14 protein-coding genes are annotated in these 14,392 nt (G+C 43.3%); 11 read left to right on the forward strand and 3 right to left on the reverse strand.

The genetic code is table 11. From position 1 onward, the window contains the following. Positions 1 to 68: 68 nt before the first annotated feature. The 8 genes from pgi (at position 69) to C900_RS14590 (ending at position 9,642) form a co-directional block, all read left to right on the forward strand. On the forward strand, positions 69 to 1,718 hold the full coding sequence (gene pgi, locus C900_RS14555; RefSeq protein WP_009580755.1) for a glucose-6-phosphate isomerase: 1,650 nt from the start codon (positions 69 to 71) through the stop codon (positions 1,716 to 1,718). A 35-nt stretch (positions 1,719 to 1,753) separates the two neighbouring features. Then, positions 1,754 to 2,185, forward strand: a complete 432-nt coding sequence (gene arsN2, locus C900_RS14560) for an arsenic resistance N-acetyltransferase ArsN2 (RefSeq protein ID WP_009580756.1) — start codon at positions 1,754 to 1,756, stop codon at positions 2,183 to 2,185. 158 nt (positions 2,186 to 2,343) lie between these two features. After that, positions 2,344 to 3,672, forward strand: coding sequence for a Na+/H+ antiporter NhaA (gene nhaA / locus C900_RS14565; protein WP_009580757.1), 1,329 nt, complete (start codon positions 2,344 to 2,346; stop codon positions 3,670 to 3,672). Between the two features lie 298 nt (positions 3,673 to 3,970). Further along, positions 3,971 to 5,956 (forward strand): amylo-alpha-1,6-glucosidase, encoded by a 1,986-nt coding sequence (locus tag C900_RS14570; RefSeq protein WP_009580758.1) that lies wholly within the window; start codon positions 3,971 to 3,973, stop codon positions 5,954 to 5,956. Between the two features lie 2 nt (positions 5,957 to 5,958). Next, on the forward strand, positions 5,959 to 7,239 hold the full coding sequence (locus C900_RS14575; protein WP_040496841.1) for a glycosyltransferase family 4 protein: 1,281 nt from the start codon (positions 5,959 to 5,961) through the stop codon (positions 7,237 to 7,239). Continuing rightward, positions 7,240 to 8,550 carry a glycoside hydrolase family 57 protein gene (locus C900_RS14580; RefSeq protein WP_009580760.1) on the forward strand — a complete coding sequence of 437 codons (1,311 nt, stop codon included), beginning with the start codon at positions 7,240 to 7,242 and terminating at the stop codon, positions 8,548 to 8,550. It begins immediately after the preceding gene. Positions 8,551 to 8,736: 186 nt separating this feature from the next. Then, positions 8,737 to 9,018 (forward strand): hypothetical protein, encoded by a 282-nt coding sequence (locus C900_RS14585; RefSeq protein WP_009580761.1) that lies wholly within the window; start codon positions 8,737 to 8,739, stop codon positions 9,016 to 9,018. Between the two features lie 135 nt (positions 9,019 to 9,153). After that, positions 9,154 to 9,642, forward strand: a complete 489-nt coding sequence (locus C900_RS14590; RefSeq protein ID WP_009580763.1) for a GNAT family N-acetyltransferase — start codon at positions 9,154 to 9,156, stop codon at positions 9,640 to 9,642. 485 nt (positions 9,643 to 10,127) lie between these two features. On the opposite strand, the gene C900_RS14595 is transcribed toward C900_RS14590, so the two are convergent. After that, positions 10,128 to 11,513 (reverse strand): serine hydrolase domain-containing protein, encoded by a 1,386-nt coding sequence (locus C900_RS14595; RefSeq protein ID WP_009580764.1) that lies wholly within the window; start codon positions 11,511 to 11,513, stop codon positions 10,128 to 10,130. A gap of 77 nt (positions 11,514 to 11,590) precedes the next feature. Further along, complete coding sequence (locus C900_RS14600) at positions 11,591 to 12,085, reverse strand: lipocalin family protein (protein ID WP_009580765.1); 495 nt, start codon at positions 12,083 to 12,085, stop codon at positions 11,591 to 11,593. 99 nt (positions 12,086 to 12,184) lie between these two features. On the opposite strand from C900_RS14600, the gene C900_RS14605 reads away from it, so the two are divergent. Next, positions 12,185 to 12,379: a YwbE family protein gene (locus tag C900_RS14605; protein WP_040496842.1), complete on the forward strand. Its 195-nt coding sequence runs from the start codon at positions 12,185 to 12,187 to the stop codon at positions 12,377 to 12,379. A gap of 202 nt (positions 12,380 to 12,581) precedes the next feature. After that, the gene (locus C900_RS14610) at positions 12,582 to 12,827 is read left to right on the forward strand and encodes a PIN domain-containing protein (protein WP_051052852.1); all 246 of its coding nucleotides are present in this window, start codon (positions 12,582 to 12,584) and stop codon (positions 12,825 to 12,827) included. A 6-nt stretch (positions 12,828 to 12,833) separates the two neighbouring features. Here C900_RS14610 and C900_RS14615 read toward each other — a convergent pair whose 3' ends face one another. Next, the gene (locus C900_RS14615) at positions 12,834 to 13,799 is read right to left on the reverse strand and encodes a YheT family hydrolase (protein ID WP_009580768.1); all 966 of its coding nucleotides are present in this window, start codon (positions 13,797 to 13,799) and stop codon (positions 12,834 to 12,836) included. A gap of 253 nt (positions 13,800 to 14,052) precedes the next feature. On the opposite strand from C900_RS14615, the gene C900_RS14620 reads away from it, so the two are divergent. Then, positions 14,053 to 14,346: a DUF3817 domain-containing protein gene (locus C900_RS14620; RefSeq protein WP_040496843.1), complete on the forward strand. Its 294-nt coding sequence runs from the start codon at positions 14,053 to 14,055 to the stop codon at positions 14,344 to 14,346. Positions 14,347 to 14,392: the final 46 nt, after the last annotated feature.

Genomic DNA, 14,392 nt, shown 5'->3' on the forward strand with positions numbered 1-14,392 from the left:
ATTAAGTCACCGGCTTTCATAAATTCGCCTGCGAATAAGTAAAGAAGAGACAACGAGAACAAGAAAATATGTTTCCAACTATAGATCCTACCCAGACGACCGCATGGGGAAAACTAGAACAACACTACCGGGATAATAATCATTTGAAGATGCAGGACCTGTTCAAAAAGGACCCTGAACGCTTCAGCAAGTTTAGCCTGCAATTTGAAAATATCCTCCTTGATTATTCCAAGAACAGGATCACAACAGAAACGTTAGACCTCCTGATAGCTCTGGCAAAAGAATGCCAGTTGGATAAGGCCATTGAAGCGATGTTCAATGGTGAAAAGATCAATGCCACTGAAAAAAGGTCTGTACTACATATAGCCCTTCGAAACCAATCCGGCACCCCCATAGAGGTAGATGGTGAGAATGTAATGCCCCAGGTGAATGCCGTTCTGGCCCAGATGAAAGACTTTTCAGATGCTATCATCAGTGGTGCATGGAGAGGATATACCGGAAAAAGAATAACCACCATTGTAAATATCGGTATTGGCGGCTCCGATCTGGGGCCTGTAATGGTTACAGAGGCTTTGAAGCCCTATAAAAAGCCTCACATGGAGGTCTACTTTGTATCGAATGTGGATGGAAGCCATATAGCCGAAACACTAAAACATGTCGACCCTGAACAAACGATGTTCATGATCGCTTCCAAAACCTTTACCACACAGGAGACCATGACCAATGCACTCACCGCAAGAGCCTGGTTCCTCGACCATGCCAGGAAAAAGGAATTGGTGAAGAAGCACTTTGTCGCTATATCCACCAATGCAGAAGCGGTGAGTGAATTTGGCATTGACACCCAGAACATGTTCGAATTCTGGGACTGGGTAGGCGGTCGCTACTCGCTATGGTCAGCCATTGGATTATCCATTGCATGCACCATTGGCTTCGACAACTTTAAGCAGTTGCTTGCCGGTGCACATGCCATGGACAACCATTTTAAAAATGAACCCTTTGAACGTAATGCACCTGTGATTCTGGCGCTGCTGGGCATCTGGTATAACAATTTCTTTCAGGCCGAATCCCACGCCCTACTACCCTACGACCAGTACATGCATCGCTTTGCGGCCTATTTCCAGCAGGGCGATATGGAGAGCAATGGCAAATATGTGAGTAGGAATGGCAAAAAAGTGCATTACCAGACAGGCCCTATTATCTGGGGAGAACCGGGCACCAACGGACAGCATGCTTTCTACCAATTGATACACCAGGGCACAAAATTGATCCCTTGCGACTTCCTCGCACCTGCCATCACTCACAACCCTATTGCTGACCATCACGAGAAACTTCTGGCCAATTTCTTTGCACAAACAGAAGCCTTAATGAATGGAAAATCAGAAGAGGAAGTGATAGCAGAACTGAAAGGCATAGTGCCTGACGAAGAATTAGAGACCTTAAAGCCGTTCAAAGTTTTTGAAGGCAACAGGCCTACAAATTCGATCCTCTTCAAAAAGCTGGATCCCAGAACACTGGGCTGTCTCATCGCTATGTACGAACATAAAATCTTCGTTCAGGGAGTGATCTGGAATATCTACAGCTTTGACCAATGGGGTGTTGAATTAGGCAAGCAGTTGGCCAAGAAGATACTTCCTGAGCTTTTTGGTAAGGATGAAGTGCAGTCTCATGATAGTTCTACCAATGGGCTGATTAATCAGTTTAAGAGGTTTAGAAGCTAGTGTGGTAGAATGCTATAACTGTTGTTAGAAATACTATGATTACCTTCAAAAAACTTGACCAGTCACATCACAGACAAGTAGTGACCATGCTGGCAGAGACCAGACTCCCTTTCGAGGATATTGACCTGAACGTACACCATATGATCGGTGCATACGATGGCGAAAGGCTAAAAGGCATTGCTGCCCTTGAACTGTACGGACAGTACGCTCTCCTGAGGTCTGTTGCTGTAGATACCCGGGAGCAGCAAAAGGGCCTGGGCTCTACCCTGATTGAAGAGGTTTTGAAAACAGCAAAAGCCCTTAACCTGAGCAACCTTTATTTGCTAACGGAAACAGCAGAAGGATTTTTCAGCAAGCTTGGCTTTGTAAAAACTGAACGGTCAGAAGTTCCCACAACCGTTATGGGCAGTAGAGAATTTAAATACCTCTGCCCTGAGTCAGCGATATGCATGATGCGACAAATATAGAGACAAAACAAATCTTAAGGCATACTACACCAACTATACCAACTATAGAAGAGCATTGAGTTTTCTCAGAAACACTATGTGTATTCTTTTGAACATTTTCACAGAATACAAGTTGGTAATATCAATAGTAGTCGCTTGTACAATTTACCTCTACTGATATGTCAAAAAGAATAAGAACAAGGCTTAAAGGCTTGTTTCATCAATTTACTTCTAATGCAGCATCTTCGGGTATTGTTCTTATCATTGCATCTATAGTAGCCCTTGTTTGTGCTAATTCAGCTTTGGCAGATGATTATGCCAGAATTTGGGCTACTAAGCTTACTTTTGGTATAAAAGATGCCATCATTTCAAAGCCAATCCTATTATGGATCAATGATGGTCTAATGGCTATGTTTTTCTTCGTAGTCGGGCTGGAGATAAAACGCGAGATCATGGCGGGTGAACTCTCCTCCTGGAAAAAGGCTTCTCTTCCCATTATTGCTGCCATTGGGGGTATGGTAATTCCCGCTCTTATATATGTTATCTTTAATGCTAACACACCTTCGGCTGCTGGTTGGGGTGTACCCATGGCTACTGATATTGCCTTTTCACTCGGCATCCTGGCTCTGCTGGGAAAGAGAGTGCCTCTCACATTGAAGATCTTCCTTACAGCGCTCGCCATTGCCGATGACCTGGGCGCTGTGCTGGTGATTGCCTTCTTCTATTCCTCAAAGATCACTTTTTCAAATGTGGTTATTGGTGCGATTTTTCTCGGCCTGATGATAACAATGAACCTGGCAGGTGTGAAAAGAAAGTGGGCCTATGCGCTCCCCGGTATATTAGGGCTATGGCTGGCATTCCTGCTTTCGGGGGTTCATGCCACCATCGCTGGCGTGCTGGCTGCGTTTGCTATTCCAGCTCGCATGACAATAAATACTGATGAATTCACTGCCGACATCCAACCTTTGATCGACAAGCTTAAAAGCGCCCCCCGGTTAAAAGGTCCTCTACTTTCCAAACAGCAGCAAACAGTAATTGTGGCAATCGAAAAAAAATCCCGCCAGTATGAAGTACCCCTCCAATCATTGGAGCATTCCATGCATCCATGGGTAATTTTTCTCATCATGCCAATTTTTGCATTGAGTAATGCCGGGGTCACCATATCGGGAGACATACAAGCCATACTTACCTTGCCCGTTAGTCTGGGCATTATTACCGGCCTGTTTATCGGAAAACCCCTGGGTATCTTCCTCTTTACCTGGCTGGCCTGCAAATTTAAACTAGCTTCCCTTCCGCCAGGCACCAACTGGTGGCATATTATTGGCCTTGGTGCATTGGCAGGCATTGGATTTACCATGTCCTTATTTGTATCTGGTCTTGCATTCAAATCAAATGAATTCGTGCAGGCATCAAAGGTGAGTATTATCATAGCCTCTTTATTATCAGGCTCTATGGGCTATCTGATCCTTAAAAAGACTTTGCCCAAAATAACTGGTCGATTAAAATAGGTGGTGAAACATGCTTTTTCTTTCAGGAATTAATGTTTTTCCTGTCTCATTTTTTTTTAATAATTCAAAAATTTTCTTTTCTGTTTAACTAACAGAAGATGAGGAACATGCTCCTCAATAGTAAAAAAAACCACCCTTTCCCCACCCAAAAACCGAAACATATAAAACCCTCAAATGTTTAGTTCCTATACATTGTCCACTAAGATCAAAACATGACATTTATCCCGGCAACTGATGAGGGATGTCATCTGTGATCTATGAAAAAAAAACGTTTTTTGACACTAAAAATCAACTAACCATGTCTTACTTAAAATTAACCGAACCGTTTTTAAGAGACCTGACCCACTCTAAAGAAAAAGAGATTTTGTTGGTCAATGAACTGGGGGCATACTGCAGTACTACGGTCTGCACCTGCAACACCAGGAAATATCATGGACTGTTAGCCGTGCCACAACCTAAGCTTGATGATCAATGGCATGTATTGCTGGCCAGCCTGGATGAATCGGTTTTGACTGCGGATTCGGGCTTTAGCCTGGCTGTCCATGAATATCCGGGAGTACATTTTCCCGAAGGACAGCAATATTTACAAGCTATGATCTATGAAACTACTCCCAGATGGGTATATGAGATGGATGGCCTTAGATTGGAAAAGGAACTCGTGCTGAGCAAAAAAGAAAACAGATTGCTGATCAGATACTATCTGGCGGAAGCAAAAAGAACTGTAAAGCTGCAGCTCAGGCCTTTTCTGGCTTATAGAAATGCTCATACGCTTCGGCAGGTTGCACCCCATAACGATGCCGTTGCAAAAGCACTGAACAATGGCATTGAATTCACTATGTTTCCTCAGTATGAACCACTCTTTTTCCAACATTCGAAGAAAGGTACGTTCGTAACAACTCCCGACTGGTACCACAATCTCGAATACCAAAAGGAAAAGGAAAGGGGATATGAATACACCGAATCACTGTTCGTACCGGGTTTTTTTGAGTTCTCACTCAAAAAAGGTGAAGAACTAATATTCAACATAGGCCTAAGGGAAACCAACCCGCGTATACTTAAGCGGGATTTTCAAAAAGAAAAGAATGCCTGGCATACGCTAACCAATTTTGAAGATTGCCTGATCAATGCTTCAGAGCAATTCATAATGAGACAAAATGAAAGAACTGTTGTGGTTGCAGGGTGGCCATGGTTCGGTCCATGGGGACGCGACACATTCATTGCTCTACCGGGTCTAACACTTACCACCAATAAAACGGGCCTGTTCAAAGGCATTATAGACTCCGCTGTCAGAGACCTTAAAAGAGGACTGTTCCCCAATGTACAAACCTCCTATAACTCAGTTGATGCGCCCTTGTGGTTTATATGGGCACTCCAACAATATGCCTACCATACCAACAATCTGGCGGGTGTCTGGCAAGAATACAGTAGCTACGTGCGCTCTATTCTGGAAAATTACAGAGATGGAACAGATTTTAACATCAAAGCCCGTGACAATGGCTTGATATGGGCAGGTGACTCCAACTATGCGGTAACATGGATGGATGCTATTATAGACGGATACCCGGTAACACCCCGGCTCGGTATGCCTGTGGAAGTTAACGCATTATGGTTCAACGCCATCTGTTTCAGCCTGGAAGCTTCGGAAGCAGCAAATGATACAGATTTCATTAAAAACTGGGACATGTACCCTGATAAGATCGAAAGTGCCTTTATAGATACATTTTGGAATGAAGGTAAAGGATATTTGGCAGACTACGCAGACGACAGCGGGGCTCACTGGGAGATTCGTCCCAACCAGATCTTTGCTGTGTCCCTACCCTACAGCCCGTTAAGAGCAGATATGGAAGAGGCTGTCATACAAATGATAGAAAAGGAACTTTTAACACCAAGAGGATTGCGTACCCTCTCACCGTCAGACCCCGCATATATAGGCTCCTACGGTGGCGACCAGCCCGCCAGAGACAAGGCTTATCATCAGGGAACTGTTTGGCCATGGTTGCTCGGCCACTATGCGGAAGCATGTTTGAAGGTGCGCGGCAAAAGCGCTGCGAAACAGATAGAAAAATTGTATAAAGGATTGGAACCAACGGTAGTGGAATGTGCTCTGGGTACTATACCGGAAGTATATTCAGGAGACGCACCCCATAAACCCGGCGGGGCAATAGCCCAGGCATGGAGCGTGGCGGAAGCTTTAAGAACGAAACAACTATTGAATTTATATAAAACCTCAAAACCTCAAAGAAAACAAAGAAAAACAACTAAAGTAAAGGAGTTACAAGATTGACGATGAGAATATTAATGTTCGGGTGGGAATTCCCACCCCACATTTCAGGGGGTCTTGGTACTGCCTGTTATGGTATAACTACCGCTTTGCTTAAGCAGGGCGTGCAGATCACCTTTGTGGTTCCCCGTCTCTATGGAGATGAAGATGCCGCCACTTTCCGACTGGTAAGTGCGAGTGGTACTTTTATTGACCTTTCTGAGCCAGGGTTTCAGAAATGGAAAGAACGGCTTGAGTACATTGAGGCGCAGTCTGCACTGGCCCCGTACAGCACCGATCAGGCAACAACCATAACTTCCGGGGTTTCAGGGTTGCATGAGGAGGCAATCTCCGCATTCTCTCACAAATTCCAGCTTTCCGGTAAGTATGACGAACACCTTTTAGAAGAAGTGCAAAAATACGCCCTGATCGGAGCAAAGATAGCCGCTGAATATGATCACGACATTATCCACGCTCATGATTGGCTCACCTACCAGGCAGGCCTCGCAGCGCGGGAAGTTAGCGGAAAGCCCTTGATCATACACGTACATGCCACTGAATATGACCGCTCCGGGGAAAATGTGAATGTGCCGGTTTTTGAGATCGAAGAGGAGGGCATGACGCAAGCCGATCATATTATAGCAGTGAGTGAATACACCAGGCAGATAATCATCAACAAATATGGCATCCCTGCCGAAAAGGTATCGGTAGTACATAACGGTATACTACCAAAACCTTTCCATCTAAAGCAATCTAAACCTGTTAAAGATAAGATAGTTACCTTCATGGGGCGCATTACGTACCAAAAGGGGCCTGAATATTTCATTGAGGCCGCCAACAAAGTACTAAAGATGGTGCCCAATGTACGTTTTGTAATGGCAGGAAGCGGAGACATGATGCATCGCATGGTACTACGAGCTGCGCAATTGAAGATCAGTTCGCGTTTCCACTTTACAGGCTTCTTAAAAGGTGATGAAGTAGACCGAATGTATGGCATGAGTGATGTTTTTGTCATGCCATCTGTTTCAGAGCCTTTTGGCATAGCTCCTCTTGAAGCTATGCAAGCAGACGTACCTGTTATCATCTCGAAGCAATCGGGAGTATCGGAAGTTTTGGACAATGCCATAAAAGTAGACTTTTGGGATGTAGATGCACTGGCAGATGCCATCGCTGCAGTACTTCAGTACAAAGGGTTGGCTCAGGCTTTCCGGCAAAATGGAACAGATGATATCCGCAAACTAAACTGGGATAACACAGGTATTAAGATCAAAAATATTTACGAATCCACCACTAAACAACTTGTGTAGATGAAGGCCATATGCTTATATTTTCAGGTTCATCAGCCCTTCAGGCTTAAGACTTACCGTTTCTTTGATATCGGTAAGGATGACAACTACTTTGACAACCACAGCAATGCCGGTATAATCCGTAAGATCGCTGAAAAGTGCTACTTACCTGCCAATAAAATCCTGATGGATATCATCCGCGCTTATCCCGGCCGGTTTAAGGTAGCTTTTTCTATTTCCGGCACTGCTCTGGACCAGTTTGAGCTTTATGCACCGGAAGTGCTTAAAAGCTTCCGGGAACTGGTGGCGACCGGTCATGTTGAACTGCTCGCGGAAACCTACAGTCATTCCCTGGCATCTTTAGTTTCGGGAGATGAATTTAAAAAGCAGGTAAAACGACACATCAAGAGGATCAGGCAGCTATTTGGTGTTACCCCAACCACCTTCAGGAACACCGAGTTAATATACAGTGATAAAATTGCCAGAAAGGTTGCCATGATGGGCTTTGAAGCCATGCTAACGGAAGGCACCGAAAAGATCCTGGGTCCTCAAAGTCCCAATCATATCTACAAAAGCCAGGCAGCTCCGAACCTGAAGCTCTTACTTAAAAATTACCGGCTTAGCGATGATATTGCCTTCCGGTTTTCGGACCAGTCGTGGCAGCAATGGCCGCTTACCAGCCAGAAATTTATCAAATGGCTAAACGAGCTGCCTGAAGAGCAGCAAATTGTGAATCTTTTTATGGATTATGAAACCTTTGGCGAACACCAATGGGCGGCTAATGGCATCTTTGATTTTCTAACCAGCCTGTCACTCGAGCTACTGACCTCATCTCCGTTCACCTTTGTCACCCCCACGGAAGCTATTCGTCAGCTTGACGTTAGAAACAGCCTGAGCGCATCAAATCCCATATCCTGGGCTGACGAGGCCCGTGATTTAAGCGCATGGCTTGGGAATGAACTACAACATGATGCCTTTGATTCGCTATATAAGCTGAAAAAGAAAGTGAAAAAATGTACAGATAAGAAGATACTCAATGACTGGAAATACCTTCAAACCAGTGACCACTTCTACTATATGTGTACCAAGGATATGGCTGATGGAGAAGTACATAAATACTTTACCCCTTACTCATCACCCTACCTCGCCTTTATCAACTATATGAATGTACTCAGCGATTTTGAGATCAGGGTAACACAACATTTAAGGGCATTAAGAAGACAACGAGAGCAGCAACTGATCAAAAAGCTGATCAACGATGAAAGAGAGGCTATTCTTCAACCTGTTATGGCAGACCTGATCGTAGAGAGAAAGATAAAAGCCAGAAAATAAAAACCCAATGCCCGCCTGCACGGTTTGTAGCCGTCAGGCGGATGCTTCTTTATGGGATTAACCGGCATCCACTCATGTAAAATTTTCATTAATTATTTGTTCGGTTGTATTTATACCGTATTTTAGAAGGTTTGGAAGCACCATAAAACTCATTTTTTAAACTTCGTTCTAAATCGCTGAAATACAATGGAACAGCAACGTGGGAATTCAGAAAAGAATACCATATTCATTTCAAGTCTCAACGCAGTAATTGATGACTTAACCAAAATTTTAAAGCAGTATAAAGATGCACAACTGGCTTTTGCCAGCGATATCTACACCAGTGGTAATGGAGAAGTTTTTGAGTCGGATGGTCGTATGGCCGGCTATCAGGATGAACTTCGGGAAGTTATAACCATGTTTGAAAGGCAAATTGAAACGCTCGAAGCTGTAAGGCGCGAGCTTAGGTCTGAAAATGGGAAAAGTTGAAGTTTTGTTGGCAATAATTGTTATTGGATGGTCTTTTATATCATTTGGCAGAAACCGGCTAACTGTTGAAGCTTACACCTATTCCGTATCATTCGAAACGGAGGCGCTGAGAGTCGACCCCTACGAATAGTATGCATGAACTTCCTGGAAACCACCACACTTGATGAGAAGCAAAAAAAGCAAATTTATCAACTTTGGAATGATGAGTACCCCGCTTGCCTGAATTATGATTCGGTAGAACAGTTTGAAAGTTATCTTTCGAAGCTACATAATCAGTTGTACATCTTGCTGGTCAATGAAAACAATGAGGTGAGGGGCTGGTATGCCGAATTTGACAGGGACAACAACCGATGGTTTGCCATGATCCTTCATCATGAATTGCAGGGAAAAGGCTTTGGAAGCCGTATATTGAAAAAATCGAAGACAAATAATGCAGAACTTAACGGTTGGGTCATAGACAGCAATGGTTATAAAAAAACTAATGGTGATATATATCAATCTCCCCTCCTGTTCTATATAAAAAATGGATTCACACCGCTAATAGAAACCCGGCTTGAAACCCATCAACTGTCGGCTGTAAAAATCAAATGGACACCAAATTCTCCTGCTATCAGACTGACTTAGCTATTAGCACAAGGATAACACCGCAGCGGACAGGGTCTTATGTCCAAAACATTCCTGTTTACCTCTGGTTACGGTTCTTCTTCTTTTTATAACCTATAGCTATGAACACCGTAATAAGCACAACTATAACGGTTATTATTGTTATCATCATACAAAACAAACCACCACACCCTCTAATTGTTTGCGCATGCCTTTGCTTTTTTCGTTTCAAAGTTAATACTTAATCAGGCTCAAAGAACCTCACTCTTATCTCTCACTCCGCTTGATCTTCCTAATAACATGAATTCGACATAGCAGAATCCAAGGCTGTGCCCGTCAGCGGGACGCCATTTTCTCAAGGCCGTTCGGTTAACTTGTCATTATTCACAAAATCAACTGAAGGTTGGTGGTTGCTCCCCGAGAATAAGCTCGGAGCATGCAGGTTGACCGTCTATTTTCAAGTATTTTATATCGAACTCACGTTAATACCCGGTTAAATGCGCCCACTACTCCGGCAAAGCCGCTAATATTTCCTTTAAAAAATTATTGAAGTCAAAATTCCCACGTTTTGTAAGTCCGGTCCGCACGATAATTACTTTTTTGGATGGAATAATAAACACCCGCTGGCCCTCATAGCCATTCATACTGAACATATCGGTTGGTGCATCAGGGTACCACCGATCTTCAGGACTACCAGTGGGTCCGGCATTGAGCCAGAAATGTGCCCCATACTCACCTCTGGGAGCTCCGGGAGTAGGTGTGGATGAATATTTCACCCATCCTTCAGGTAGAATTCTTTCTCCCTTCCAAACTCCATCATTCAGGTACAGTAGCCCAAACTTAGCCCAGTCTCCTGGTGTAGCATATGCATAGGAAGACCCTACAAAAGTACCAGACGCATCAGGTTCCACAACAACGCTCGTCATACCAAGTTTATTGAACAGCCGGGTTCTTACAAAAGCATAATATGTATCTTTTTTAATGTGATCTCTGATAATTTTCGATAAAATATTAGAAGTACCACTTGAATAGTACCAATGGGCATCAGGCTCATATTCTAACGGGTAGCTGGCGGCATAACCGCCCATATCAGCCATTTTAAAGAGCATATCGGTGGCGGCACTGGGCCCTCCATACTCCTCCTCCCAATACAAGCCACTGCTCATTCTCAGCAACTGATCAGTAGTAATTGCTGATCTTGGATCACCGGCTGATTGCCACTGCTCAACAGGAGCTGGTTCATAAATGTTAAGTGCTCCGTCTTTCACCAATATACCCACGAGGGCATTGGTAATGCTCTTGGTCATAGACCACCCCATTTGAGGTGTATTTTTATCGAACCCTACAGCATATTGTTCTACCAATAAATGACCATCATAAACCACCACCACACCCCTGGTGTTTTGAGGGCGCTCCGGGTCTGTCTCCTTAAAGGCATGATGTACTACTGTTTTTAAAGCTAGTATATCGACCCCTTCAGGCACCGTATCCCTGACTTGAGAACCATAAGGCCATGGTAAAGTATCTGGCGCTGAAGTAAACTTCGGTAAGTGATAAGTCTGACCTCTTACTTCTCCCTCATCCAAACCTGATAGCAATGTGCAGCCTAAACCTTTACGATAAATGGCTTTTTTAGTCGCCATCCCGAAAACCTTTCCATATGCAGATGAATCCGAAGGATCAACATAAAAAGTACCTAATGAAAGTGGAAACGAGCCCAACTCATTGGCTATGGCTGATTCAGGAGCTCTTCCCGAAACATAGACGCAACTACATAAATTTTTGGCCCCATACCCACTAATGATCGGGAATGCCCGCCATGCGTAACTAATGACATAAATAAAAACTGCCAGGAGTATTACCAGTAGTAGGACTTTAACTAATTTCTTCATGTTTAGATCAGTATTGAGATGTTAGTATAGAGCACTTAGACCTTAACTCAATACTCACGACTAGTTACTCACAACTATTATTGCTTTTGCTGTTTTCCCCAATAAAGATCATCCTCCTGTCCATCTTCGTCCCAATCGATATAACCTTCAAATACTGCCTCGTTCCCTACTATCCTGGTGGCATAGCTATAAGTGTTTCCCTCCTCACCCATTGTCAAAGTATCTCCTTTTACTGACCAGGTGCCCGTTCGTGTCATAATCACCACATCTTCCAGGTCCCGGTATTCTGATGTATAAGTACCGTCTTCCTTAAAGGTCGTGCGTATCGGCTTGATCTTCAATCTTTCCTCCCATTGTCCTTCGGGCACATTAATAATGGAATCTCCCTTGTCTGCATTTATTTTTACTTTCATGCTGGTATTACGCCATTCGCCCAGCATATCCATTTTTAAAGAGTAATGAGTACCTTCCTCTTCATTTTCAGGCAACTTGGTTGTTTCCTCCTTCTTCCCAGGGTCACATGAGCAAATAATTACTAAGGCAAAAAAGGCAAATGCTATTGTTTTCATCATCGGTTGGTGGTTTAAACGTCTAAAGTAGTCTTACGAAAGCGTATTTCAAAATGAGCTGTTGCAATTAAAAATGTATTTTTGCCACAAAGAGAACAAACCATGAACGGAAAAAACAGAAAAGATATAAAACCAGGACTTAGGGTGGCAATAGTGCTAAAAAAGGATCAGAGAACAGGCAAACTTACAGAAGGAGTTGTAAAAGACCTGCTCACAAAATCGCCTACTCACCACAGAGGTATAAAAGTGAGATTGGAAGACGGGCAGATCGGTCGCGTGCAGGAGATTTTGGATTGATCCTCCGGAAAATTCGTCTTCTATAAAAACCTATCTTACAAATAAAAGTAAAGAATTGGCGAATTTGAACTACTAAAAGAGGGCCTTGGACAAATTACAATCACGGAGATTGTCGTATCCGAATTCAATAGACCTATTCCTCAATGGATTGAAATTATAAATCCAAAGTCTGACTTACACAAAGGTTTATTTGGCCTTCTTGATGCTGGAGAAGCCACATCTATATCCCTGGCCTCTGAATATAAAATATTGTTTATTGATCATAGATGAATTGAAGGGTAGAAAGATAGCAAAAGAGCTGGGAATAGAGATATCGGGTTCGCTGGGTGTATTGATTACTGCCAGAAATAAAGGTGTTATTAAAAAAGTAAAGCCATTGAAGGAAACCAACTTTCGACTATCAGATAAGTGGGTCCAGGCAGTTCTGAATCATGTCAAAGAAGATTGAATTTAGCTATAATTCACCGTTACCGAAAAACTCCATCGCACGCTTCTCCATATAGTTAAATTCACTACCCTTTAGCGTAAACCCGACATGACCACCATATTGCGGAGCTTCAAAATAAAGAAACTGGTGATCTCTGCAAGCGGATACCGGGTAACACTCATCAGGTAAAAAGGGGTCATTCCATGCATTCACCAGCAAAGTGGGCACTTTTGTTTGATACATGTACCGCTCGGCACTGGCTTTGAAGTAAAAGTCTTCTGCACTCTCAAAGCCATGCAAAGGTGCAGTATATAAATTATCGAAATCAGGGAAATAACGGACCTGGCGAAAATCCGACATTTTGATCTGATCCGGATATTTCAGCGCCTTCTCCCTGATCTTCTTCTCCAGCTTGCTTAAAAATCGTTTTCTATAAAAGTTGTTTCCTTCTTTGGCCAACTCTGCCACGCTGGAAGCCAAATTTACAGGCACCGAAAAAGCTGCGCCACCCTTTACCTGCGGAGGCAAATGCTCTGGCGCTTCTCCAAGATATTTCAGCGTCATGCTACCTCCCATACTGAAGCCGACTAGCACAATGTCCGTATATTTATACTTATTTAATGCGTGACTCACTACATACGTCAGGTCCTCAGTATCGCCATGGTGATAGAACCTGGCCTTGCTGTTGATCTCGCCACTACAGCTACGGCAATTCCAGGCAAGAGCATCCCAGCCATGCTCATGAAAATATTTGGCCATGCCCTTAACATAGGGCCTGTCGGTATTCCCTTCAAGGCCATGAGAGATAATGATCAGCTTACTGGCGTCATCAGTCAGCCAATCGAGATCTAGAAAATCTCCATCCGGGGTGGAAATACGCTCTCTTTTATAAGCAACACCTTGTATTTTTCTGAAAGAACTGGGGATCACTGTGGCTAAATGGCCATTTTTAAGGTAAAACGGTGGTGTATATTTTGATTTTAGTAATGGCATTATCTTGTCACGTAGCTGAGATATGAACGACTAAGTACCACATAAAATATTAATTAACCATATAGCCAATTAATTTTGTTCAAACATGGTGGATTGCATAATTTCGCCACCGTGAAATTCTTTGCCTCTTACTTCAGGAATTATGGCAATTGAAACTGTCCATAAGGCGCTGGCGATTAAATTTCATCGGTATCGGGCACCGGGAATCAACCTGTTTTTTGGCTATAGGAGCCTGTTTCTAAAATGAACTACTATGACAAACTTAGGACGACTGAGAGTACTTGGCTTTATGGAAGGCATCAGTTTTATAGTGCTGCTAGGCATATGCATGCCGCTAAAATATGGCTGGAATATACCCGGGCCCACCTTTTATGCAGGAATGGCACATGGCGTGTTGTTTATCGGATATTGTCTCTGGGTAGTAATTGTTGCCATACAACTTAAATGGACCATAACCAAAGTTTTCTGGGCGCTCATAGCCTCACTCCTGCCTTTTGGACCTTTTGTCGCAGATCGGAAGCTTTTTAGATATGAGGTTAATGGTTAATGGTTAATTGTTAATGGTTAATGGTTAATTGTTAATGGTTAATTGT

The organism is Fulvivirga imtechensis AK7 (genome assembly GCF_000331535.1).
Classification (GTDB): domain Bacteria; phylum Bacteroidota; class Bacteroidia; order Cytophagales; family Cyclobacteriaceae; genus Fulvivirga; species Fulvivirga imtechensis.